The organism is Vibrio sp. 10N.261.52.C11 (genome assembly GCF_041471405.1).
Classification (GTDB): Bacteria; Pseudomonadota; Gammaproteobacteria; order Enterobacterales; family Vibrionaceae; genus Vibrio; species Vibrio crassostreae_C.
In genome coordinates, this window is the sequence record NZ_JBFROI010000035.1 from 137,428 (window position 1) to 162,396 (window position 24,969).

The 24,969-nt window shown below is 44.3% G+C and carries 23 protein-coding genes; 11 read left to right on the forward strand and 12 right to left on the reverse strand.

Annotated elements, in window-relative coordinates; genetic code table 11:
* Positions 1-38: 38 nt before the first annotated feature.
* From AB4323_RS14750 to AB4323_RS14760, 3 genes are read left to right on the forward strand one after another with little or no spacing between them, the layout of a single operon-like run.
* On the forward strand, positions 39-1,058 hold the full coding sequence (locus tag AB4323_RS14750; RefSeq protein WP_017063526.1) for a glycosyltransferase family 2 protein: 1,020 nt from the start codon (positions 39-41) through the stop codon (positions 1,056-1,058).
* Complete coding sequence (locus tag AB4323_RS14755; RefSeq protein ID WP_372100500.1) at positions 1,055-2,542, forward strand: ArnT family glycosyltransferase; 1,488 nt, start codon at positions 1,055-1,057, stop codon at positions 2,540-2,542. The genes AB4323_RS14750 and AB4323_RS14755 overlap by 4 nt, the downstream gene beginning before the upstream one ends.
* The gene (locus tag AB4323_RS14760) at positions 2,529-2,993 is read left to right on the forward strand and encodes a GtrA family protein (RefSeq protein ID WP_017070766.1); all 465 of its coding nucleotides are present in this window, start codon (positions 2,529-2,531) and stop codon (positions 2,991-2,993) included. The genes AB4323_RS14755 and AB4323_RS14760 overlap by 14 nt, the downstream gene beginning before the upstream one ends.
* An 85-nt stretch (positions 2,994-3,078) precedes the next feature.
* Here the strand turns inward: AB4323_RS14760 and AB4323_RS14765 are convergent, their stop codons facing one another.
* Positions 3,079-5,376 carry a YgiQ family radical SAM protein gene (locus AB4323_RS14765; protein WP_017067347.1) on the reverse strand — a complete coding sequence of 766 codons (2,298 nt, stop codon included), beginning with the start codon at positions 5,374-5,376 and terminating at the stop codon, positions 3,079-3,081.
* 330 nt (positions 5,377-5,706) lie between these two features.
* On the opposite strand from AB4323_RS14765, the gene AB4323_RS14770 reads away from it, so the two are divergent.
* Together AB4323_RS14770 and AB4323_RS14775 are read left to right on the forward strand one after the other, a co-directional pair.
* Positions 5,707-6,387 carry a hypothetical protein gene (locus tag AB4323_RS14770; RefSeq protein WP_016768378.1) on the forward strand — a complete coding sequence of 227 codons (681 nt, stop codon included), beginning with the start codon at positions 5,707-5,709 and terminating at the stop codon, positions 6,385-6,387.
* Positions 6,388-6,502: 115 nt separating this feature from the next.
* Positions 6,503-6,703: a DUF4250 domain-containing protein gene (locus AB4323_RS14775; RefSeq protein ID WP_010437991.1), complete on the forward strand. Its 201-nt coding sequence runs from the start codon at positions 6,503-6,505 to the stop codon at positions 6,701-6,703.
* A 138-nt stretch (positions 6,704-6,841) separates the two neighbouring features.
* On the opposite strand, the gene AB4323_RS14780 is transcribed toward AB4323_RS14775, so the two are convergent.
* A complete protein-coding gene (locus tag AB4323_RS14780) occupies positions 6,842-7,753 on the reverse strand; it encodes a LysR substrate-binding domain-containing protein (protein WP_010437993.1) in 912 nt (303 codons plus the stop codon).
* 281 nt (positions 7,754-8,034) lie between these two features.
* Here AB4323_RS14780 and metE point away from each other — a divergent pair, with 281 nt between their 5' ends.
* A complete protein-coding gene (metE, locus tag AB4323_RS14785; RefSeq protein WP_372152800.1) occupies positions 8,035-10,383 on the forward strand; it encodes a 5-methyltetrahydropteroyltriglutamate--homocysteine S-methyltransferase in 2,349 nt (782 codons plus the stop codon).
* 108 nt (positions 10,384-10,491) lie between these two features.
* Here the strand turns inward: metE and AB4323_RS14790 are convergent, their stop codons facing one another.
* The 6 genes from AB4323_RS14790 to AB4323_RS14815 all read right to left on the reverse strand — a co-directional run bounded on the left by AB4323_RS14790 (position 10,492) and on the right by AB4323_RS14815 (position 14,096).
* The gene (locus AB4323_RS14790; protein WP_372152801.1) at positions 10,492-10,887 is read right to left on the reverse strand and encodes a GspS/AspS pilotin family protein; all 396 of its coding nucleotides are present in this window, start codon (positions 10,885-10,887) and stop codon (positions 10,492-10,494) included.
* A 1-nt stretch (position 10,888) separates the two neighbouring features.
* Positions 10,889-11,185, reverse strand: a complete 297-nt coding sequence (locus AB4323_RS14795; protein ID WP_010437999.1) for a YciI family protein — start codon at positions 11,183-11,185, stop codon at positions 10,889-10,891.
* A 195-nt stretch (positions 11,186-11,380) separates the two neighbouring features.
* Positions 11,381-11,779, reverse strand: a complete 399-nt coding sequence (gene yciA, locus AB4323_RS14800) for an acyl-CoA thioester hydrolase YciA (RefSeq protein WP_010438001.1) — start codon at positions 11,777-11,779, stop codon at positions 11,381-11,383.
* Between the two features lie 195 nt (positions 11,780-11,974).
* Positions 11,975-12,541, reverse strand: coding sequence for a septation protein A (locus tag AB4323_RS14805; RefSeq protein WP_372107034.1), 567 nt, complete (start codon positions 12,539-12,541; stop codon positions 11,975-11,977).
* A gap of 133 nt (positions 12,542-12,674) precedes the next feature.
* On the reverse strand, positions 12,675-12,923 hold the full coding sequence (locus tag AB4323_RS14810; protein WP_010438008.1) for a hypothetical protein: 249 nt from the start codon (positions 12,921-12,923) through the stop codon (positions 12,675-12,677).
* Positions 12,924-13,208: 285 nt separating this feature from the next.
* Entirely contained in the window at positions 13,209-14,096 is an 888-nt protein-coding gene (locus tag AB4323_RS14815) for a LysR substrate-binding domain-containing protein (protein WP_065585159.1), read from the reverse strand.
* Positions 14,097-14,277: 181 nt separating this feature from the next.
* On the opposite strand from AB4323_RS14815, the gene hisC reads away from it, so the two are divergent.
* The 5 genes from hisC to AB4323_RS14840 all read left to right on the forward strand — a co-directional run bounded on the left by hisC (position 14,278) and on the right by AB4323_RS14840 (position 19,620).
* Positions 14,278-15,420, forward strand: coding sequence for a histidinol-phosphate transaminase (hisC, locus tag AB4323_RS14820; RefSeq protein WP_102427834.1), 1,143 nt, complete (start codon positions 14,278-14,280; stop codon positions 15,418-15,420).
* 10 nt (positions 15,421-15,430) lie between these two features.
* Positions 15,431-16,204, forward strand: a complete 774-nt coding sequence (locus AB4323_RS14825) for an ABC transporter substrate-binding protein (protein WP_029235360.1) — start codon at positions 15,431-15,433, stop codon at positions 16,202-16,204.
* Positions 16,205-16,784: 580 nt separating this feature from the next.
* Positions 16,785-17,744 (forward strand): TRAP transporter substrate-binding protein, encoded by a 960-nt coding sequence (locus AB4323_RS14830; protein WP_017063537.1) that lies wholly within the window; start codon positions 16,785-16,787, stop codon positions 17,742-17,744.
* 67 nt (positions 17,745-17,811) lie between these two features.
* Positions 17,812-18,291 (forward strand): TRAP transporter small permease, encoded by a 480-nt coding sequence (locus AB4323_RS14835; protein ID WP_017061503.1) that lies wholly within the window; start codon positions 17,812-17,814, stop codon positions 18,289-18,291.
* A gap of 21 nt (positions 18,292-18,312) precedes the next feature.
* Positions 18,313-19,620 (forward strand): TRAP transporter large permease, encoded by a 1,308-nt coding sequence (locus AB4323_RS14840; protein WP_010438025.1) that lies wholly within the window; start codon positions 18,313-18,315, stop codon positions 19,618-19,620.
* Between the two features lie 102 nt (positions 19,621-19,722).
* Here the strand turns inward: AB4323_RS14840 and AB4323_RS14845 are convergent, their stop codons facing one another.
* The 4 genes from AB4323_RS14845 to trpCF all read right to left on the reverse strand — a co-directional run bounded on the left by AB4323_RS14845 (position 19,723) and on the right by trpCF (position 24,947).
* Positions 19,723-21,042 carry a dicarboxylate/amino acid:cation symporter gene (locus AB4323_RS14845; protein ID WP_346393668.1) on the reverse strand — a complete coding sequence of 440 codons (1,320 nt, stop codon included), beginning with the start codon at positions 21,040-21,042 and terminating at the stop codon, positions 19,723-19,725.
* 310 nt (positions 21,043-21,352) lie between these two features.
* Complete coding sequence (gene trpA, locus AB4323_RS14850; RefSeq protein WP_017069986.1) at positions 21,353-22,159, reverse strand: tryptophan synthase subunit alpha; 807 nt, start codon at positions 22,157-22,159, stop codon at positions 21,353-21,355.
* A complete protein-coding gene (gene trpB, locus AB4323_RS14855; protein WP_048607243.1) occupies positions 22,159-23,349 on the reverse strand; it encodes a tryptophan synthase subunit beta in 1,191 nt (396 codons plus the stop codon). The genes trpA and trpB overlap by 1 nt, the downstream gene beginning before the upstream one ends.
* 146 nt (positions 23,350-23,495) lie before the next feature.
* Complete coding sequence (trpCF, locus tag AB4323_RS14860; RefSeq protein WP_372152803.1) at positions 23,496-24,947, reverse strand: bifunctional indole-3-glycerol-phosphate synthase TrpC/phosphoribosylanthranilate isomerase TrpF; 1,452 nt, start codon at positions 24,945-24,947, stop codon at positions 23,496-23,498.
* Positions 24,948-24,969: the final 22 nt, after the last annotated feature.

Genomic DNA, 24,969 nt, shown 5'->3' on the forward strand with positions numbered 1-24,969 from the left:
GTAGATTGGCTTCAGATTAAAAAATAGAAGAACGTATTATGTCTGAACTTCATATTAGCCGACCTAAAGTCTCCACATCACGGATCAACCCTGCCGTTTCACTATCGATCATTGTGCCATTTTACGATGAACAAGAGGTGTTAGAAGAGTTTCATTCTCGCTTAACTAAGGTGCTGGATAGCTTACCCATCACCAGTGAAATCGTTTATGTCGATGATGGCAGCAAAGACAACAGCTTGAATTTGGTGAGTTCATTCACTTCAATCAATAGCTCAATTTCTGTGATCGGTTTAAGCCGTAACTTTGGTAAAGAGTCAGCGATGAGTGCTGGCCTCGAACATTGCCGAGGACAAGCCGTGATCTTGCTCGATGCCGATCTGCAAGATCCGCCCGAGCTGATTCCTCAAATGATTGCCAAATGGCGCGAAGGTTATGACGTCGTCAATATGCAGCGTAGCCAACGTGACGGTGAAACGTGGTTTAAGAAGTTTTCAGCCGCAAGCTTTTACAAAGTCATGAACGTGGCGGCGAAGATCGATGTTCCAGAAAATGTGGGTGATTTCCGATTGTTAAGCCGAGAGGTTGTCGACCATATCAACCAACTGCCTGAACGTAACCGTTACATGAAAGGCATCTTTTCATGGCCAGGTTTTAGACAAGCAACGATTCAGTTTAAGCGCGATGCTCGCTTCTGTGGCGAGACGAAATGGAACTACCTGAAACTCATCGGATTGGCGATGGATGGCATCACATCATTTTCTATCCGCCCACTGCGTATTGCGACGGCCGTTGGTGGATTAGTGGCGCTTACCGCTTTTGTGTATGGCGTCTTCATCGTGTTCAAAACCATGATGTTTGGTGAGCCTATTACTGGCTACCCATCCATGATGGTGGTTCAACTTGCCCTTGGCGGCATTCAACTTCTGAGTATTGGTTTAATGGGGGAATACATAGGTCGTATTTTCATTGAGACCAAGAACCGCCCTTTGTATCTGATTCAATCGGTGGTCGATACCCCAGCATTAAAAACACATTTTAAATTAGAGGAGTCAGCATGAGCCTGAACCGAACGCACCTATGGTATTTGTTGGCTTTTGCATTGGTTCTAAGGCTCTTATCTCTGGCGACATACCCTTTAATGGATACTACGGAAGCGCGCTATGGAGAAATGGCTCGCTTGATGGTAGAAACCGGCAATTGGTTAACCCCTCAATTTGATTACGGCATCCCTTTCTGGGGTAAACCACCGTTGTTCACATGGATGAGTGCGGCTGGGATTGAGCTGTTTGGTTTGAGTGAGTTTGCTGTGCGTGCACCACACTGGCTAGCAGGTTTTGCGACGATTCTGTTGGTTGCATACATGGCTAAGCGTACCGGACAAAGTGCCTTGGTGGCGGCTGTGGTATTGGCGACATGTGGGATTTTCTCTATTGCGGCGGGTGCTGTGATGACCGACATGGCGTTAACGTTAGCGATGACCATTGCCATGTTAGGTTTTTACCTATGTTGGTTAGGAGGAGAGAGTTGTAAGGGAGAGGGCAATGCTGAGACTAATCGGTCTTGGGGTTATGTTGGTTTCATTGGTTTAGCACTAGGCTTGCTTGCAAAAGGGCCGGTAGCGATTGTGATCATGGGTATCGCTGTTTTCCCTTGGTTAGTATTGCAACATGGCTTCTTTGGCGCTTTCAAAGTGTTATGGCAACGCTTTCCACTGTTGTCTGGCTTAGGTGTGATGCTGGCGATTGCCTTGCCTTGGTACATCATGGCTGAAATGGCAACACCGGGTTTTATTGATTACTTTATTGTTGGCGAGCACTTTAAGCGTTTTGTTGTGAGTGGCTGGGAGGGCGATTTATACGGTTCTGCCCATGACCAAGCAAGAGGCATGATCTGGTTGTTTTGGCTTCAAGCGGCTGCACCGTGGTCGATTGTGTTGCCTATTTTGACTTTCGCCCGTCGTAAGAAAATCGCAGAAGTTAACGCTGAACATAGTGGATTGTTTTCATTCCTCGTGTGTTGGTTGGTCTCTCCTCTGATTCTTTTTACCATGGCGGGTAATATTCTTCCTGCCTATGTGTTGCCAGGCATTCCTGCCCTTGGCTTGTTGGTGGCAATGCTTGTAGTAGAAAAAGATAAGAAGTGGTTCTCGAGTGTGGCTTTAGTGCTACCTGTGTTGCTAATGATTGCAATGGTCTACCTCAACTTAGGCAAAGCGAATGAGAAAAGTGACCGTATTATCTTCGAACAGATTACGGATGAAGCGCCGAGCTTTTATGTCGGTAAACGACCGTTCTCCGGGCAGTTTTACAGTCATGGACAAGCGAAAAAGTTACTCGATGTTGAACAGTTAGATGGTATCGACAAGTTCTATCTGATTGGTAAAAGAGCGGAAGTAGAAACCAAGATTAAAGACAACGCGTTAACCTGTATTTTAGAACCGACGGTGAAGATCAAGCGCGCTCTATTTAGTTGTCATAGCCAAAATATCAAACCAAATCTATCGTTGAGCCATATTCGAAGTGATGGCGATGTTCAATTTTAACTCGTCATCGAGACTGTTTAGCCACAAGTTCGACGCGCTAAACAAAAAACTACAACCTCACCATAAGATGATTAAATTCGCTATGGTGGGGGCGGGTGGCTTTGTTGTCGATTGTGCCGTGTTTGCATTGCTGCATTACGTTATTGGACTGCCTTTGATGAGTGCTCGAATTGGTTCTTTCATCGTAGCTGCAACGACAACTTGGTTTGGAAATCGAGTGTTGACCTTTGAGCTCAAAGGGCAGGGGAGTTGGTCCGAAAAGCTGATTCAGTGGCAAAAGTTCATGCTGTCAGCATCGATATCGGCGATACCTAATTTGCTGTGCTTTAAGTTGATGACGGAGTTACTCCCTGCATTTACTGGGGCAGTGTTTATCGCAATGGCGGTTGGCATCTTGGTGGGCATGGTCAGTAACTATTTGCTTAGTCAGTATTGGGTGTTCACACGTTAAGCTCCCTAGTAGCAGACACAAAAAAGCGCAGCTAAATAGCTGCGCTTTGTGTTTTTACGATAGCGAAGTAAACTGGTTCGCGATATTAGCGTTGTGCTGCGCGCTGGCGGTTCTTGCCGTTACTTGCAGGTTTGCCACCTTGACCATTGCCCGCTTTGTTACGGTTTGGTTTGCCATTTCCGCCGCCATTACCTTGTGATTGCTGACCACCAGGACCTTTCTTAATGAAGCCAGTCGCTGGTTTACGAGCATTGCCATTACCGCCACCTTGGTTAGCATTACCTTGGCTACCGTTGCCGTTACCATTCGGCTTCTTGCCACCCGGTTTCTTACCAGAGTGGTTACGTGGGCTTTCGCCACCAAGACCTGGCTGAGATTTACTGTGCTTAGTCGCAAAGCGTTGTGAACCGTGACGACCAGACTTACGACGTTGTGCCGGTGTTTGTGCATCAAAGTCTTCTGCTGGTACTAGGCAGTTTGCTTTGTCACCAATTAGGTGCTGTTTACCCATGCTGATCAGTGCTTCACGGATGATTTTCCAGTTTTCAGGATCGTGGTAACGAAGCAGTGCTTTATGCAGACGACGTTGACGATCACCTTTTGGCACAGGAACATCTTCACGCTTCTTATATTTCACGCGTTTCAGAGGGTTAGTCTCTGAGTAGTACATCGACGTTGCATTACACATTGGCGATGGGTAGAAGTTCTGTACTTGGTCACACTCGTAGTTGTGCTTTTTCAGCCACATTGCAAGGTTAAGCATGTCTTCATCTTCTGTGCCCGGGTGAGCAGAGATAAAGTAAGGAATTAAGTACTGTTTCTTACCGGCTTCAGCGCTGTACTTCTCGAACATCTCTTTGAAACGATCGTAAGTGCCCATGCCCGGCTTCATCATCAGATCCAGTGGGCCTTTTTCAGTATGCTCTGGAGCAATCTTCAAGTAACCACCAACGTGGTGAGTCACAAGCTCACGAACGTATTCTGGAGATTCAATCGCTAAGTCGTAACGTACACCAGAAGCGATCATGATCTTCTTAACACCCGGTACTTTTCTCGCAGAGCGGTACAGGTCGATAGTGTGTTGATGGTCTGTGTTTAGCTTTTCACAGATTTTCGGGAACACACATGATGGACGACGACAGTTAATTTCAGCTTTTGGATCTGAACAACCTAAACGGTACATGTTCGCCGTTGGGCCGCCCAAGTCAGAAATAGTACCTGTGAAGCCCGGTACTTTATCTTTAATGTCTTCGATCTCATCCAAGATAGATTCTTTCGAACGGTTCTGAATGATGCGACCTTCGTGCTCTGTGATTGAACAGAAAGAACAACCACCAAAACAACCACGCATGATGTTAACCGAGGTTTTGATCATGTCGTATGCTGGGATTTTCGCTTTGCCGTACATCGGGTGCGGAACACGCTTGTACGCAAGGCCAAACACGTAGTCCATCTCTTCTGTGGTCAATGGAATAGGCGCTTGGTTAATCCAAAGCTCGCGATCACCGTGACGTTGAATCAGAGCACGACCTGAGTACGGGTTTGTCTCAAGGTGCAGAATACGACTAGCGTGAGCGTAAAGAATACGGTCATTGTTTAGCTTTTCGTAACCTGGGATACGAACCGCTGTAGTTTTTGCATCGTGACGAGAAGGGCGAATAGTAATAGGTTGCGCTTTTACTTCTTCTTTTTCGTCTTTCTTGGTATCACACTGAGTTTCAACTTCGTACGGGTTAACCGGAACATACGCTTTGTTCGGCTTTTCGATACGAGAAGAGTCAATGATCTTGAAGCCTTCAGGGGCCGCAGGAAGATTGATAGCAGTACCGCGGATATTGGTCAGCGTAGACATGTCTTCACCATCGGCAATGCGGTGTGCTACTTCAACCAGTGCACGCTCAGCGTTACCAAAAAGAAGAATGTCAGCTTTTGCATCAAACAATACAGAGCGGCGAACTTTATCTGACCAGTAGTCGTAGTGAGCTACACGACGTAAGCTCGCTTCAATACCACCAAGCACGATTGGCGTGCCTTTGTAAGCTTCACGACAACGTTGAGAATAAACCAGAGTTGCACGATCAGGACGCTTGCCACCTTCATTGTTCGGAGTATAAGCATCATCGTGACGTAATTTGCGATCAGAGGTGTAGCGGTTGATCATGGAGTCCATGTTACCCGCTGTGATGCCGAAGAATAGGTTAGGTTTACCTAGCTTCATGAAGGCATCTTTATTGTCCCACTTTGGTTGAGCAATAATGCCCACGCGGAAACCTTGAGCTTCAAGCAGACGGCCGATGATAGCCATACCAAAGCTCGGGTGATCGACATAAGCGTCACCAGTTACAATAATAATGTCACAGCTATCCCATCCAAGAGCATCCATCTCCTTTCTACTGGTAGGCAAAAAGGGTGCAGTTCCGTAGCACTCGGCCCAGTATTTTTTGTGTTCGTGAATAGGAGTGATATCGCTGTACATATTTCAACCTCTGATTTTTGAGGCGGGAATTATAGCGGCATGAGCCTAGACTAGCCAGTAGAACATGCCCCTGTTAGTTCTGGTGTCTTTCGTCTTTTTACGATAAATGGCGACAAAAGAACCATACAACAGCATAGTTGAAGCCTTGAATAACGTCGCTAATTTGTGATTTTGATTAGTGTTCGCAGCAGTTTTTGATATTATTCGCGAAAATAAGTCTGAAGAAGTAGATCCACAATGGTCGAAACGTTATTAGTACAATTTGCTCCGATGCTTTTAGGAGCCCAACTGATCTTAACCCTCATCTTGGTGAAAGGGGATATTTGTCCGGGGCAGCGTGGTCGTATCCACAAGATGTTACCTGCGATTGGCGTGCTGTGGCTTGCCGTTGCCTCAGTAAAAATTGAAGCCTTTCTGGTCGTGTTTGCGATCTTTTATTTCTATTCTCAAGTTCAAACCAAGAAGACTCGCGATTCTGGTCCTATCTGGGTGATGTACTTGGCCTGTGGTTTAGCGTTGTCATATGTTGCTATACAAGCGACTGAGCAAGCAACCGCTGTTGGTATCATTACTACTTTGCTGCTAGTGGTACTGTTAGGAGCAGCGTTTGGCCATCTACTACTGACGATTGCAAGGACACGGTTGCAGGCATTTCATCGAGTGCTTCCTGTTGTGGGCGTGCTAACCGGTATGTTGGTAGTACTGGCGACCGTCGTGAGTGTTTACTCTTTGTCTGAAGCTCAATTAGAACCTGTGATTTCCACTTTGCTATTTAGTTTTGCTTTGTTGATCTCCTCAATCGTGGTGTGGTGTTGGCATTTACTGTTCGCAAGAACGCCTGAAAAGCTTCAACTGAGTATTTCGTTGTTGATGTTATTGGTGGCCGTTGTGGGTTTAACGCCAGTTTGGGCGCTTTAATCACGCACTTTCATTAATTACGTATTCTTGTTAAGAAGTGTGATCTGTTTTTTAGCGTGACGTTGGTAAGCGTTCTAAACTTAACTCTAGTCAGTGTGTTCGTAAGGAGTACGAGATGGATTTAAGCAACGTCAAAGGTTTCGATAGCATTATTTTGCTAGGAATCGTTAATGAAAAACTTCGCCTAGAATGCGATAGCTTTGAAGAGCTGATCAGCATGTATGAAATGGATACAGAAAGTGTTGTGGGCAAGCTCGATATGCTTGGCTATCAATACGATCCATTGACTAACCAGTTTAAGTCTTACTCGAGATAAGCTAAAGATTAGCGCATCTTTTATCGAAAATGACATGCATCGCGTGTTGTGGGTGTTGAGAGAAAAAAAGTCACAGATTATCTGTGACTTTTTTGTTTCTGACGAATCGATCGAGCTTAACTTAGCCATAAATCATCTTTAAACGACCTCTATGCCATCTAAGTGACTCTTACTTTGCTGTCTTGCCGTGCTAAAGAAAGCTTGCAGGTAACGTTTATCTTTCTCAGAGTTTCTTACCGCTGCGAACAGTCTTCTTGATAGTCCTTTGCCTAATGGCTTGCTGGCAATCAGCCCTTGTCTTGAGAATTCACTGATCGCCCAGTTTGGTAGAGCCGCTACTCCCAAACCTGCTGATACCATTTGAACTAGCATTAACGTGTTGTCCGCTTGTTTCCACTTTTTAGGTTCTACACCCGCAGGCTGTAAAAAGTGCTTCACGACATCTAAACGCTGTTTTTGAACAGGGTAGGTGAGCATAGTGAGATCGCTAAGATCTTGCGGTTCAATGCTCGCTTTTTCTGCCAAAGGTGAGTTGATTGCGGTGATCAAACGCATCTCAAAATCAAAGAGTGGTTCGTAGTGAACCTCAGAGCGAGGCTGTATATCAGAGGTGATCACCAAATCTAGCTCGCCTGCCATTAGCGCGGGTAGCGGCTCAAACCCAAAGCCTGACGAGAAATCTAGCGTTACGCTTGGCCAAGCCACTTGATATTCCTTCAAAGCAGGCATTAACCATTGGAAGCATGAGTGACATTCAATCGCCATGTGCAAACGACCATTCACATCCTCTTTCAGGCTCGCGAGTTCGTTCTCCGCTTTAGCTATTCTTGGCTGTATCTCATCGGCAAGCCTAAGCAAAATCTCACCTTCAGAGGTGAACTTAACTGGTCTAGTTTTACGTAGGAAAAGCTGACCACCGATACGCGCCTCAAGGTCTTTCAGTTGGTGAGAAAGCGCCGACTGAGTCAAGTGAAGAGAAGTTGCCGTCGCTGTTAGCGAGCCGCTGTCTCTTAAGGTAGTCAATGTTCGAAGGTGTTTAAGCTCTATCATGAGTTTTCCTCATATTCCCTAAGCCAATTCAATATTTCTTAATAATCACCCTACGGGGTTTTCTTTCATTTGTAAACGTCTAGATGTCCAGATGGATTTAATTTTTTCAGCTTTAGATTATTCAAGATGAATATTTTTAATAAACAAGATGAATATTTGGACGTTGTTCATCGTTCAAATTAGGGAGATAGTTTAGCCATCCAGACGCCTTATAAAGAACTTAAACCATAAGCTAGGCAGTTTGATCGAACACTAAAAATTATTGAATAAGGAACAGGTTCATGACTACGACAACGCATATTTTAGGCTACCCACGTATCGGCGAAAAACGCGAACTCAAATTCACTTTAGAAAAATACTGGCGCGGTGAGATTAGCCAATCAGATTTAAAGCAACTCGGTAGCGAACTAAGAAATCGTAACTGGAATGTACAAGCTGACGCGAATCTTAGCTTTGCAACTGCGGGTGACTTCGCATGGTACGACCATGTATTAACAACGACTTTACTTCTAGGCCACGTACCAAAGCGCCATACTGGTGGTTCTGAAGATGAAAAATCCTTCCCAGATTTAGATACTTTGTTCCGTGTGGGGCGTGGTCAATCTCAGGTTCAGTCGACTTGTTGCGGTGGTACGCATACGTCTAGTGACGGCACTAAAGATAGCTCTGCGGCTTCTGATATGACTAAGTGGTTCAACACCAACTACCATTACATTGTGCCTGAGTTCAGCAAAGACGATTCCTTTGAAGTGAGCTGGCCACAACTGTTTGACGAAGTGAGTGAAGCGATAAAATCCGGGCATAAGGTGAAGCCAGTTTTGTTAGGCCCGTTATCTTATTTATATCTTGGTAAAGAAGTGGAGGAGGGTTTTGATCGTTTATCTCTTCTTCCGCGCCTTCTTACCGCTTACCAAGCAATTTTGGCAAAACTCGCTAAGTTGGGGGTTGAGTGGGTTCAAATCGATGAACCAATTCTTTCGCTTGAGCTTGAGAGTCAATGGGCAGATTCATTCAAGTTGGCGTATCAAGTGATTCAAGGTGATGTAAAACTGCTGCTCACTACTTATTTTGATTCGGTGACTGATACCTTAGATAAGATAGTAGAGCTACCAGTTAATGGCCTACATATCGACTTAGCAGCAGCACCACAGCAACTTGATGAAGTAGTGGGTAAGTTACCTGAACACTGGGTACTTTCAGCAGGGGTGATTAATGGACGAAACGTTTGGCGAGCTGATTTAGCCGCTCAACTAGAGTTACTACAACCAGTGAAAGAGAAGCTAGGAGACAAACTTTGGGTAGCAAGTTCATGTTCACTTTTGCATAGTCCAGTCGACCTTGAGTTAGAAGATTCACTCAGCGATGAAGTGAAGAGTTGGTTTGCTTTCGCGAAACAGAAAGTGACCGAGGTGAGTATATTGGGTGCGGCACTAGACGGTAACCACAATGCTATCTTGGCGTGTGAAACCTACAGCCAGCCGATTGTTGCACGCAAGAGCGCGACTCATGTGAACAAGCCTCAGGTACGAGAGCGCCTTAATACCATCACGAAAGCACTAGCAGATCGAAGTGCGCCTTATGCAGAACGTGCGGCACATCAGTCTGAAGTTCTCGGCTTACCGCTATTACCAACCACAACCATTGGTTCGTTCCCACAAACAGGAGAGATCCGAGTTCAGCGCAGTGCTTACCGTACTGGTAAACTGAGCGAAGCGGAATATACAACGGCATTGAAAGGTCATATTGCTGATGCGGTTAAACGTCAAGAAGCGTTAGATTTGGATGTGTTGGTTCATGGTGAAGCCGAGCGTAATGATATGGTGGAGTACTTTGCAGAAAATCTAGCAGGCTTTCAAACCACCAAGTTTGGTTGGGTACAAAGCTATGGCTCTCGCTGCGTGAAGCCAGCGATTGTGGTCGCGGATATAGAACGTGAGAAACCGATGACGGTGGAATGGTCGACCTATGCTCAATCTCTGACTTCAAAGCAGATGAAAGGCATGCTGACAGGACCCGTCACTATTCTATGTTGGACATTCCCACGTGAAGACATCTCACGCAAAGAAATCACCAATCAACTGGCGTTTGCTCTGCGAGATGAAGTGTCTGATTTACAAGACGCAGGCATTAACATTATTCAAATTGATGAGCCTGCTATTCGCGAAGGTTTACCACTGAAAAAGCGGGACCACGCAGAATACCTAGAGTGGGCGGTCGATGCCTTTAAGATCTCAGCGGCGAGTGCTAAACCAGAAACTCAGATCCATACCCATATGTGTTACAGCGAGTTCAACGAGATCATTGATTCAGTAGCCGCGCTAGATGCCGATGTGATTACCATTGAGACTTCTCGCTCGAACATGGAGCTACTGAAAGCGTTTGAAGAGTTTAACTACCCGAATGCGATTGGACCGGGTGTTTATGACATTCACTCGCCAAACATTCCTTCAGAGGAGTGGATTGTGGATTTACTTAAGAAAGCGGCAGAAAGAATCCCAGCAGAACGTTTGTGGGCGAACCCAGATTGTGGATTAAAGACTCGTAACTGGGCAGAAACAGAAGCCGCACTGACAAACCTTGTGTCGGCGACTAAGACACTGCGTAAAGAGTGGGAATCAGCTGAGGTATAATTCAGTCTAAGATTTTGATTGATCCGTTAATCCACGATGAACCACAACAAAGGCCTCGCATTTGCGAGGCCTTCTGGTTTTATACTTGTTCGAATCTCGAGCTAGAAACTAGCTGCTGCTCTGACACGTCTCTTTGCTGATCAACTTCTCAACCATCAGTTGTCCGCGAGTGTTGCGAATCTTGATGTTGTAAGCCAAGCCCATATCAAGGTTTGCTCTAACTTCAGAGTTGGTGCAGTAGCTGTTAACACTCATATCTACGACTTGGTTTAAAGGCTTAGCACCTTTAGCGTCTTGGTTGTAGATCATCATGATCTCGATAACGGTGTTTTTTGCCAGTACACGCATGACTGACAGTGGGCCATACTCAATCGGCAGGCCGGCAGATAAAACGCCAGCACGGTGTTGCGCCATCATTTCAAGCTGTCTTTGTTGGTCTTGCTCACTTGAAGCACAGCCTGCGAGCAGAGCTAAAGCCAGAGAGCCAATAATCCATTTTTTCACGTTAAAATACTTTCTTGAATGGTTTTACAATGACATTTTGGTAGACACCTGCCTCAATGTACGGATCTGCGTCTGCCCATACCTGTGCGTCCTCTAAAGAATTAAACTCAGCAATTACAGTAGAGCCAGTGAAGCCGGCTTCACCAGGGTTGTCTGAATCAATCGCAGGCATTGGGCCAGCAGTCAAAAGTCGGCCTTCATCGTGAAGTGTTTGCAGGCGTTCTAGATGTTGTGGGCGAACACTTAGGCGCTTTTCTAATGAATTTTCGACGTCTTGAGAAAAAATCACGTACCACATATTGGTATATCCTTATTTTACTTCACTGAATTGGGGGCGTTTAAATTCGCTATCTTGCTAATTTACGCGAACTAATTGGTATTGGAAGAGCTAATGATAAGAAATTGTGAAATGGTGCGAGAGAGAAGTATGGTCTTTAGCGATTTCATTCGTTGAAACTAAAGACCGTCTACATTAGCAGCTTGGTGAAAAGTACTATTTATTGATCGGGCGAGGCTTACCACCCTCATCGACAGCAACGTAGTTGAACGTTGCTCCACAAACCTTATATCGGTCGCCGATGCCGTGATCAAGTACAGGCTTAACCCACACTTCTAGGTCGATATTCATCGAGCTACGGCCAATCTTGGTGCAGTCACCATAAACACACACAACATCACCCACTGAAACCGGCTGTTTGAACTCAATACTCGATACTGAAACAGTGACAATCTTGCCGTTAGAGATCTCCTTCGCCAGTATGCCGCCAGCAAGGTCAAGCTGAGACATTATCCAACCACCGAAAATCTGGCCTGCTGCATTGGTATCAGAAGGCATCGCCAATGTGCGAAGAAGTAAAGAACCAATCGGGTTCAAAGTTGATTGAATAGTCATTGTTGTACTCTTAATGGTATTGATTGTTTTAAATTTAAATAGATGTGTTTGCCGCGCTCGCGGTGGTCGTATTTTTAACGTATTCACCGAACACAAACAATCAGTGGCCAATGATCACGAGTATCATTGGCCACTGTTAAATAGCATATTGATAATAATTGTATCAAAAAGGGGATGAGGACTCATCCCTTAGGGTTACTTCTCGTCGGTATTTTTATCCGTTAACTCGTTCTGCTGATCTTTTGGTAGATGCTTATAGATGTAGACACCCGTTAGCAAGGTAAATGCAAAAGTAGCGATCAGTAAGCCAAACACTTTGAAGTTTACCCAAACATCCAAGGGTAGGCTGAAAGCAACGTAAACGTTGAGAATGGCACATAGGGTAAAGAATAAAGTCCAAGCCCAGTTGATCTTGCTCCATACCGCTTCAGGAAGTGTGATCTCTTTACCCAGCATGCCTTTAATCGCTGACTTGCCCATTCGGTGACTGACGGTCAGGCCGATAGCGAACAATGCATAAACGATGGTTACTTTCCATTTTATGAAGTTATCATCATGCAGAAAGATGGTCATGCCACCAAATACGGCAACCATCAAAAATGTGATGATCTGCATTTTCTCTACTTTCTTGTAGATAATGTACGTCAAAACGATTTGTACTGCAGAAGCAACAATCAATGCGCCTGTAGCTGTGTAGATGTCGTACATCTTATACAGCGCAAAGAAAATAATGAGAGGAATGAAATCAAGAATTTGTTTCATGTGGCACTGAATGTCCAGTTAGTTGAGTTGCCAACAGTCTAACGAAAACTGTCCCGATGCTAAATAGCCCGAGACAATTGGGTAACAATTAATTCCATCTAACCGCTAATCGTTTATAACGATTTCAAGCCAGTTATCGCATTGATGTGGTTTGGTAGCGAGGTATCAGTTTCTTGATGTCTTCAAGGTAACCCTCACTTTTCAAATCATCTAGCGTATTTTCGAGTTCTTGCTCGCTCATCGCAAAACAGGTTGATTTGCCAGTCGTTAGGTCGAGAAACTCGTGATATTCACGCTCTGTGAAGTGGCCGATTCTATCCATTAATAAGGTTTTAACCCCATGGTGAATTAAGCCGTAATATGTATGTCTTTGTAAGGTCATAGCCTATCCTCCGTGACAGGGTGCGAAGAAAAGACAACCTGCTGTAAATTGTTTGGGTTATCTATGACAAAGCAATTCGAATGCCATTTGGGTCACAGACACAGAATATTTCTGTTATCAAATTGAATTGATTCTTTTTTCAATCAGTTAAATGAAAGCTAATTCTGTTCTCAACCAAACAATACGTCGCTGACGGAAAATAGTTTTATTTTGAGAACGTTGTCATTCTCATTATGACGCTTTACTGAAGCCTTATGGTCTTTGAGCTTGGCAATTTCCCCGTTGTTAACCGACAAGCCACTCGACCAATGTAGTTAGGGATACATTTTGGCGATTCTTGGGCTGAATTAAGAAGTAACCATTTCCTGAAAAGACACTGTCTTCACTCACTTTGACTAATCTGCCTAAATCAATATCTTGCTTGGCAAGCGTGATGTCGCCTATCGCAATTCCAAATCCTTGAATAGCTGCATTCATCGCTTGATCGAGTGTTGCGAACTGTTGGTTATTCTTGCTCGAAAGGTCATGACTTCCTATGTGCTCCAACCAAAGTCGCCAATCACTTTGTTCATTGTTGGCGTGTAACCACGTGTAGTGAGCGAGTTGGTGCGGTTTGATTAGAGAAGAGGAACCACTGGTAAGGTGATTGGGTTTGATGCTTTGCGCTTGGCAGACGGGTGCGAGTTGCTCGTTGAACAATAACTGGCTGACGATCGATTGTTGGCTCGGCTTCTTGCCATAGGTAATCACGGCATCGAACGGGTCAAAACTTGGCTCAAAAACATGCTTGATGGTAGAAGTGAGCTCAACATCAATCTCAGGGTAGGCTTCTTGAAAAGACATCAGTTTTGGTAGCAACCAAGAGGTAATGCAACTCGGTGCGTTTAGCTTAATTTTGGAAGGGGAACTCGCCACTTGGTTCAGTGCGGATTGCAGTCGCTGAATTGTATCTTGGATGAGCGGAACCAGTTCTTCTCCTTTGGGTGTTAATGACAACCCCCGAGCATGACGATAGAAAAGGTCGCACCCAAGATTTTCTTCAAACGACAATACCTGACGACTCACTGCACCTTGCGTAACATTGAGCTCATGTGCCGCGCGTGTAAAGTTGAGGTGCCTTGCCGTAGACAAAAACGCGAGCAAGGTTTTGGTTGAAGGAAGTGTGCGATTCATATCTTTACCTATGACTTTTTATCATGGCTATTATGTGATTATTTCGATTCATTTATCAATAGTGTTCTGTTTGAATGTAAATACTTAATCATCATTTGTGATTCAATATTTGTATAAGTCACATTTTTTGAATATGAAGGCAATGATGAAGACATTGTGATTTTGTGAAAGGGATAGCTTCTTGACATCTTTTATTGATAGCTTAGTGCCTCAGGCTGTAAAAAAATTAATACCTTATCAATCGGCAAGAAGAATTGGTGGTGATGGACGTGTCTGGCTAAACGCCAATGAATTGGAAAGCTCGCTGTTTCAAGGAGAAGCAAGTCACAACCGATACCCAGACTTCTTACCACAAGATATTGCTAAGGCTTATCAAGATTACTGTAGTACCGATGCCGCGACTGTGGCTGTTCGTGGTGCAGATGAAGCGATTGATTTGCTGATCAGAACATTCTGTAAACCGGCGTGCGACAACATACTTATCTGCTCTCCAACGTATGCGATGTATGAGTTTTGCGCTGATGCATTGGCGATTAATACCTTGGACTCTCCATTGCAGGAAGACTTTAGCCTGAACGTCGCTGATATTGTGAATAAGGCAGAACTGGCGAATATCGTGTTTCTTTGCTCACCAAACAATCCAACGGGCAATGTGATTCCTAAATCGGATTTGATTCAGGTATTGGAAGGCACGATTGGGAAGTCGCTAGTGGTCGTCGATGAAGCGTATATCGAATTTGAACCACAAACGTCAGCCGTTAGTCTTATTGAACGCTATCCACATTTGGTTGTGATTCGCACCTTGTCTAAGGCATTTGGACTGGCTGCGGTTCGTTGTGGTTTTATCTTAGCGAGTCAAAATGTGATGCAGTATGTCGCGAAGCTGATTCCACCGTATCCGATGCCAGATTGCTCATCTCAAATCGTGCTAGACGCTTTGTCCGATGAGCGAGTCTCAGTGATGCAAGACGCGACGCAAAAGCTGGTTGAACTACGTAACTGGTTTGCTTGTGAGCTAACGCGGTTTGATTTCATCGAGTCTGTTTACCCTTCATCGACAAACTTCATTTTGCTGCGTCAAAAAGCAGGGCACCAAGTGTTCAGTGTCTTGGCGAAGGACGGCATTGTGACAAGGAACCAAAACCATGAACCGGCTTTGCGTAACTGTGTTCGAATCAGTATTGGTAGCCAAGAGAGCATGCTAGAAGTGATAACGTCACTAACACGTTACCAAACCGAATTAGAACAGAGTCAACAAGGCAAACAAATTCAACAAGCTCAACATAAAGAAATTCAATCTCAACTCGATAAAGATCATATCTAGGATGGCAATGATGAAAAAGATAATACTAGGACTCGCTTGTGCGGCCGCTTTACTTGGTACAACGGTACAGGCGAAAGAAATCCGTTTAGCGTCGGACTTTACGTATCCGCCATTCAACTATAAAAACAGCGACGGTGTGCCTGTCGGGTTTGATATTGAGATAGCTGATGCTTTGTGTGAGCAAGCTAAACTCGATTGTACTTGGGTTTCACAAAGCTGGGATTCGCTAATTCCAAGTTTGTTGGCAAGAAAGTCGGATGTGATCATGGCTTCGATGCGCATTACCGAAGAGCGTAAGCGTAAAATCTTATTTACTGACAAGTACTACCAAACACCAGCCGTATTTGTTGCTGCTAAAAGCGCAGAATTCAGCGTTGATGAGGCAGGCTTAGCGGGTAAAACCATCGGTGTTCAGCAAGGTACGATTCACGATCGCTACGTAACCGACAAGTTTGGTAGTGTTGCCAACATTAAGCGTTACACAGGGCAAGATGAAGTGTATCTGGATCTGCAAAACGGTCGCTTAGATCTAACCTTCGGCAACTCAGATCAACTGTCATTGGCTTTCTTAGATAAGAAAGAAGGCGAGGGTTTTGAGTTCAAAGGCAAAGCCGTTACCGACAAAGCCTACATCGGTGAGGGTACGGCGTTAGCATTAAGAAAGCAGGATTCAAAATTGGCGAAACAATTCAATGCTGCGATTGAAGAGATCAGAGCAAACGGTACTTACGACAAGATCGCCGCTAAGTACTTCACGTTTGATATCTATGGCGCTGATTTGTAATTCGTTTAACGCCTAAAAATTAGAACACCAAAAACAAAAATCCGAGGGCTGTAAGGCTCTCGGATTTTTGTTACAAACAATTCATCCTCTCAAGCTTCTCTCTATTGCCTTTATCTATTCTTGTTACCTAAATCCAACCGAAAACCTTGCCTTCATCACCTCACAAAGCACTGTTCACGACTCGCGTTTTCGAGCGAGGAGACCTTCTTTGTCGTGCTCCATAACTGAATTTAATGTCTTAAAATAACATAAATAGATCGATACTCTTTTACTAAGAGATTGTTCTTAAAGCAGTTGAAAGTAATCGAAATTACAAAAAAATCCAAAGTAGAACTGATTAATGGTCTAATTAGTCCCAAATATGATTGGTATCACAATCAATTAGGTTCTCAGGCCAATAGATAAACCTTAGTTCACAAAATATACATATAGTATTGTAATACAAGATTCATAGGGTAAGAATATTGTAATGAAACGTTACTGCTATGAGCGATGTGCAATTGAACGTTAGATTTCAAACTTAGCTATAGCGTTGCATATAAAAACTGTACCTCTTACAAAATGGATTCTGGAGAAGAACATGAAAAAACACCTACTGACGATTGCAGCGGCTTCAATTCTTATGGCATTTGGCGCTCAAGCAAAAACTTTGACGTTAGGGCATGCAATGTCATTAGAAAGCGCAGCTCACCAAGGCATGGTGATCATGGCTGATAAAGTTAAAGAAAAATCGAATGGTGAACTTACGATTAAGATCTTTCCAAACGGTCAATTAGGCTCTGAACGTGACCAAGCGGAGCAAGTTGTTACTGGCGCGATTGATATGGCCAAAATCAATGGTGGGTTAGCCGAATCTTTTGAACCAACGTTTAAGGTTAATGCACTGCCTTTCTTATTCCGTGACGTTCCACATATGAGAACCTTCATGCGAAGTGAAGCTGCACAAGAGATGCTGCTTTCAAGCGAAGGTAAAGGTTTCATCGGTCTTACATTCTATGATTCAGGCACACGTAGCTTCTACGCTAAGAAAGCCATCAACTCACCAGCAGATCTAGCTGGCATGAAAGTTCGAGTTCCTGGTTCTCCAACCATGATGGAAATGGTTAACTTACTTGGTGGTAAAGCAACACCTGTACCTTTCAATGAGGTATACACGGCTCTGCAACAAGGTGTAATTGATGGTGCTGAGAATAATATTTCTAGCTTAGTTGAAATGAAACACAGTGAAGTTGCCAAATTTTACTCTATGGACCAGCACATGATGACACCTGACGTGATCATCATTTCAGAATACAAATGGGGTTCATTAACGGCAGAAGAGCAAAAGATCTTAAAAGAAGCTGCTGCTGAGTCTCTTGAAGAGCAGATCAAAATCTGGGATGCAACAGATGACATGAACAAAGAGAAAGGAATGAAAGAAGGTGTCACGTTTGTTGAAGTTGATAAAGCCCCTTTCCGTGCAGCTGTTAAACCTATGATTGATGAGGCGAAAAAAGATCCAAAACTAGCTCCATTCATTGAAAAAATTGAAGCTCTTTAATCAGTCTTAGTGAAAATATAATTTTGCCTTGGCTTTGCTAAGGCAAAATTTTTTGAGGTATCACACCATGTTAGCAACTTTCAGAAACCTACTTGATAGGCTGATTCTTTTTGTCTCTTCTTTTGCACTAATGTTACTTGTCGTTACTGTCACTTGGCAGGTTTTTAGTCGCTATGTTTTGAATGACCCAAGTAACTGGACTGATGAACTTGCTCGTTATGCGATGGTATGGCTTGGATTATTAGGAGCAAGCTACTTATTCGGTATCAAAGGGCATTTAGCTATAACGTTATTGGATGGTTATCTTAAGGGTAAAGCGCACATAGCATTACATCTACTCATCAATATCATTTCTGGCGCATTTGTATTTCTGGCAATGCTTCAAGGTGGCATCGCCTTAATGGGAAGAACCACACAACAACTCTCTCCAGCACTGCAATTACCGATGTCGACAGTGTATTCAATCTTGCCGATTTCAGCCGTTATTATCCTCATCTATTTGGTCATGAATACGTTTGATCTTTTTTGTGAACCCAACAAAAAGTAAGTTTTAAAAGGATTCTATATTATGGATTTGTCCATTGGTGTTTGGCTGCTAGGCCTATTCTTATTCATGATCGCGATAAGCATGCCGATTGCGATTGCAATTGCCATGTCATCTTTAACCATCATGTATTTCATCTTACCGTTTGAAGTCGCGAGTATTACTGCGGGTCAAAAAATCATTACCGGTATCGATAGTTTCAGTTTATTAGCTATCCCTTTCTTTATCCTCGCGGGGAATATAATGAATGTGGGTGGCATTGCGAGTCGACTCATCAACCTTGCAAAGCTCTTGGTTGGTTGGATTCCGGGCTCACTTTTTCACGTCAACATCTTCGCCAATATGATGTTTGGCGCAGTTTCAGGATCAGCCGTTGCAGCAGCGGCTGCGGTTGGTAAAACCTTAGGTCCTGAATTAGAAAAAGATGGTTATGATAAAAACTTAGCAACAGCAGTAAACGTTGCATCCTGCCCAGCAGGCTTACTAATACCGCCGAGTAATTCACTGATCGTATTTTCAGTGGTATCGGGTGGAACATCCGTTGCGGCGTTGTTTATCGCAGGGTATGTCCCAGGTATTCTAATGGGCTTAAGTTGTATGGTCGTCGCCTATTTCATCGCTAAAAAGAAGGGCTACAAAACAAGTGCGAATGACGGCTTCACAACGAAAGATGTGCTGAATATTGTTTGGCAAGCAACACCAAGCTTAGGGCTTATTGTTGTTGTTATTGGCGGTATTATTGGTGGTATATTCACTGCAACAGAAGGGGCATGTATAGCGGTTCTATACTCTTTTATACTGTCACTCTGTTACCGAACCCTCAAATGGGCACACTTTCCGATAATTTGTAGAGAAACGGTTCAGGTTACTGGCATTATGCTGTTCTTGATTGGTGCTTCTACCATTATGTCATGGGCAATGGCGTTTACCGGTCTACCAACCATGATCAGTGATTGGATGCTCTCTATTTCAGACAATCCAATTATCATCTTTATTCTGATGAACCTGATTCTACTGATTGTGGGTATGTTTATGGACCTTACGCCAGCCGTATTGATCTTTACCCCTATCTTTATGCCGATTGCTGAGCATTTAGGCATGCATCCAATTCACTTCGCGATGATGATTATCTTCAACTTATGTATTGGCATTGCAACGCCACCCGTTGGTACGGCGCTATTTGTGGGTTGTAGTGTCAGTGGCTCTAAGATTGAAAACGTTATAAGAAGTATCATGCCGTTTTGTGCCGTATTGATCGTCACACTGTTGGCCATTACTTTTATTCCTGAAATTAGTTTGGCTCTGCCTCGTGCGTTTGGACTCATCAATTAGCCTGACAAGGGTAAGATTTACCGAATCAATATCGATCATTACCTAATAAAAAAACCGCCTCATGAAGGCGGTTTTATTTATCAATCAAACTGAAGCTTAATATTACGCTTGCTGTTTTTGTAGCTCAGCTTCTTTCGCTTCGTCTTCGATTAGAGAATCAACGATGACTGCACATGCTGCATCACCAGTGATGTTTAGAGCAGTACGGATCATGTCGAAGATACGGTCTAGAGCGAACAACAGAGGTAGACCTTCAATAGGGATACCAGCTGCTAGAAGAACCGCAACCACTAGGAAAGAAGGACCTGGAACACCTGCTTGACCAACTGCGCCTAGAGTCGACGTTACGATGATAGCAATGTAAGCGCCCATAGACAGGTCGATGTTGAACAGCTGTGCGAAGAAGATAGCAACTAGGCCGTAGTAAATTGCGTTACCAGACATGTTGATCGTCGCACCAAGTGGCAGAACGAATGAAGCCGTAGAGTTACGAACGCCAAGTTCTTTCTCTACCGTTTCCATTGTTACTGGCAGTGTCGCCATTGAAGAGGCTGTTGATAGTGCAACCGCTTGAGGCTTCTTCATTGCCACTAGGAACTTCTTAGCAGAAGTCTTAGTGAAGATTTGAATCATTAGCGGGTAAGCAACAAAGCCGAAGATCAGAATCGCAGCGATGTAGACAACGAACAGTTTGAACACAACCATAAGTGCGCCAAAGCCGAATGTACCCACAGCTTCTGCCATTAGGCCGAATACGCCTAGTGGTGCAATGATCATAACCTTGTTGATCATCCAAACCATAGCGTCAACAATCGCGTTTACGCCATTGATGATAGGGTCACGTTTCTCTTTCGCTTGTTTAGAAATCGCAATACCGAAGAATAAGCAGAAAACTAGAATTTGCAGAATGTTTGCTTCATTCAGTGATTGGAAAACGTTGGTCGGGATCATGCCTGTGATGGTTGCCCAGAACGTTGGAAGTTCACCTTTCGCAGCGTATTCAGAAGAGAACATGCCTTCAACGCCAGAAACATCGATACCACGACCTGGTTCGAATATTTCACCCATTACTAGCGCTAGTGCTACAGCAAGTGCAGACGTTAGTGCAAAGTAACCTAGAGTGGTCACGCCCACTTTACCTGCTGATGAGCTGTTGCCTAGACCAGCAGCACCTGAAATTAGGGCAACCGCGACTAGAGGGATAACCAGCATCTTGATCAAATTGATGAAGATAGCACCCAGTGGAGCGAACATAGTTGCGCTGTCACCCATCATCGCACCGACTAGGGTACCGATGATCATTGCAATAACGACTTGAACGCCGATGTTGCTTAGTAAACTCTTTTCTTTTAACACTTCCATAACCTCTGTGCTACTAAATATAAAAATCCCAGAACTACTCACCAATGTACGATGTACCATTGGATTAATATTTCGCGAGAAGTTTTACACGTATCTTTTACATTTATCAATATGAGCAGAGATGAAAGAACACCAAAAAGCAGTAATCAAATGTCATTTGATGATTTTTCACACTAAAGCAAACGTTTGCTTTTTGGTTTGTCATTGTTTTTATAAATGGTGGTGATGTTTTGGTGGGGTATTATAGGTGTGCTACAGGTTTGTATGAGGTGTTGTTTTTATCAGAAATTTAACAATTGAGAGGGTTTGGACGTGTTCTCGGAGAAAAACTCCCACAGCGCAAATTATCGCACTAGTGGGAGCCTATTTATTATTTTTGCGTTGCCGCTTTCATTGGCGTAACAAACTCAGCAAGTGCTTTAAGCATTGCTTCTGGTTGTTCAACGTTGTTTTCAATGATTTTCACAACCGCAGAGCCAGAGATAGCACCAGCAGCGCCAGCTTCGATGGCTTCTTTTACTTGCTCAGGAGCAGAGATACCGAAACCAAGCAGTGCTGGTGGCGCATCAAACTTGTTCAAACGGTCAAGTAAGGCTGTCACAGGCATGTTTGCTTTGGTTTCTGCACCCGTTACGCCAGCACGAGAAAGTAGGTAAGTGTAACCACCACCTAGCTCAGAAACCGATTGAAGCGTCTCATCACTTGCTGTTGGTGGAGCAATAAAGATTGGGTGAATACCAAACTTCTTAGCTGCAGCAACAAACTCGCCACTCTCGTTGGTTGGTACATCAGCAATCAATACTGAATCGATACCTGCATTCGCACAACGCTCGTAGAAGTTCTCGATACCACGTGCGTACACCAAGTTTGCGTACATCAGTAGGCCGATTGGCAGATCTGGGTATTTAGCACGAATTTGACCAATAAGATCAAAACACACATCTGGCGTTACTTTTGAATCTAACGCGCGAATATTTGCGCCTTGGATTGTCGGGCCATCTGCAAGCGGATCGGAGAATGGAATACCAAGCTCAAGTGCATCTGCACCCGCTTCAACCAAAGTTTCCATGATCTTAAGCGATTGCTCAGGGTTAGGATCGCCAACTGTTACGAATGGTACGAATGCGCCCTGATTCTTTTCAGCTAAGCGAGTGAAGAGTGATTGATAGCGATCCATTATAATGCTCCTTTCTCTTTAAGAATGTCGTGTACAGAGAAAATGTCTTTGTCACCACGGCCAGATAAGTTAACGACTAATAGCTGTTCTTTCTCTGGATCATCGTGAGCCATTTTGATTGCATGAGCCAAAGCATGAGATGACTCTAGCGCTGCGATAATACCTTCGTTACGTGCGATAGCTTGGAAAGCTTCTAGTGCTTCGTCATCGGTTACGTTGTCGTATTCAGCACGGCCAATAGCATTTAGGTGCGCGTGTTGAGGGCCAACTGATGGGAAGTCTAGACCCGCAGATACAGAGTAAGACTCTTCTACTTGACCATTCTCATCTTGCATCAGTGGTGCTTTCATACCGAAGAAGATACCAGTTTTACCGTGTTTAAGCGGCGCGCCGTGTTGGTCGGTATCAATACCTTTACCAGCCGGCTCTACACCGATTAGGCGAACAGTTTCTTCTTCAATGAAATCCGCAAACATACCGATAGCGTTCGAACCACCGCCGACACAAGCGATAACCGCATCAGGAAGGCGACCTTCACGAGCTAGAATTTGGTTCTTCGTTTCTTCACCAATCATGCGTTGGAAATCACGAACAATCGTTGGGAATGGGTGAGGACCCGCTGCAGTACCCAATAGGTAATGTGCGTCTTCATAAGTTGCAGACCAGTCACGTAGTGCTTCGTTACACGCATCTTTTAGCGTTGAAGAGCCAGAATGAACAGGGATAACCTCTGCGCCCATTAGCTTCATACGGAACACGTTCGGGCTTTGACGTTCAACGTCTTTTGCACCCATGTAAACACGACACTTAAGACCTAGTAGAGCACACGCTAGAGCCGTTGCCACACCGTGTTGGCCTGCGCCAGTTTCAGCGATGATTTCCTGCTTACCCATACGTTTTGCTAGCAATGCTTGACCAAGAACTTGGTTTGTCTTGTGAGCACCGCCGTGAAGTAGATCTTCACGCTTTAGGTACAGTTTTGTTTTTGTACCTTTTGTTAGGTTGCGTGCTAGCGTTAGTGCCGTTGGACGACCTGCGTACTCTTGCAGAAGCGTCATGAATTCACTGCGGAACTCAGGATCGGCTTGTGCATCGATAAATGCTTGTTCTAGTTGGTCTAGTGCTGGCACTAGGATCTGCGGTACGTATTGACCACCGTATTCACCGAAGTAGGCATCGAGTTTAGCCATTGTGTTATTCCTTCAATTCTATTGGAGTGTCTTCACACCAAGTCATTTAATCTTGTTTGAGCTTCGCAAAGGCAAAGCTCACTAATTAGTTTTTTGATTCTGTTTTCTAGCTTCTAAGCTCTAGATTTCAAGTTTTAGAAATCGGACTAGTAATTACGAATCGCTGCAAAAGCGCGTTGCAGCTTGTCTGCGTCTTTTTTACCTGGAGCGGATTCAACGCCAGAGTTTAGGTCTAATCCTAAACAACCTAACTTAGCGGCTTGGTTAGCATTTTCTGGGTTTAGACCACCCGCCAACATGATTGCGCTTTGGTCGTTGATTAGGTTCCAATCGAACGCTTGGCCTGTACCACCCGTTTGAGAGCCCACTTTAGTATCTAGCAGGTGACGAGTCACGTTGCTTTTCAGTAATTCTGGTAGCGCACTTTCAGCGCCGTTTTCAGCACTGCAAGCCACACCGTAAGCTTTCCAAATTTCAACGCTTTCAGGTAGTGATTGTTTCAACTCATCTACAAATGCTTGAGACTCATCACCGTGCAGTTGCACCGCAAATAAACCTAGCTCAGAAACCGTTTTCGCAACATCAGTAACGCTATGGTTTTGGAACACACCCACGTAGTTCAAAGGTGCGCCGCTCATAGTCAAACGAGCCGCTTCGATATCCACATGACGCTTAGATGCTTCAACGAATATCAGACCACCGAATACCGCACCAGCTTGATACGCTTTCGCTGCATCATCAGAGTGAGTTAAACCACACACCTTGTTTTCACCCAGTGTTACTTTGCGTACCGCAAGCTCGAGGTTCTTCTCTGCCATTAGAGAGCTACCGATTAGGAAGCCATCTGCAAACGTTGAAAGGTCACGAACTTGTTGATGTGTGTAGATGCCAGACTCTGAAATCACAACTGCGTTTGGAGCCAGTTCGCGAATCAGCGGCGCCAACTCTTTAGTACGGTTCAAATCAGTCGAAAGGTCACGAAGATTACGGTTGTTAATGCCGATCACCTTAGCGTTTAGAGCGACTGCACGGTGAAGCTCTTCTTCGTTGCTGACTTCGGTCAATACACCCATGTTGAGTGAGTGAGCGACTTCCGCCAGCGCTTTGTACTCTTCGTCATCTAATACCGATAGCATTAGCAAGATAGCATCAGCTGAGTAATGACGAGCTAGATACACTTGGTAGGTATCAACCATGAAGTCTTTACACAGGATAGGCTGCTTAGCAATGCTGCGAACTTTAGGTAAAAACTCAAAGTCACCTTGGAAGTACTTCTCGTCTGTCAGCACAGAAATCGCGTTTGCGTGGTTGTTGTAAACAGAAGCAATGTAGTCGAGGTCAAACTCGTCACGGATTAAACCTTTTGACGGAGAGGCCTTTTTACATTCAGTGATGAAAACCGTTTGTTCTCCGCTCAGAGCGTCATAAAAGCTGCGGTCTGTTGCAGTTAGTGACGCTTTAAACTCGTCTAATGGTTGAGTCTGCTTACGTGCTTCAACCCATTGGTATTTATCACGAACGATTTTTGCTAATACTTCCGCCATTTCAGCTTCTTTGACTGAAACGTGGGTCGACAGTTTATCGGTAGTCTGTGTCATGTTCTTTGTCTCGATTCGTCGT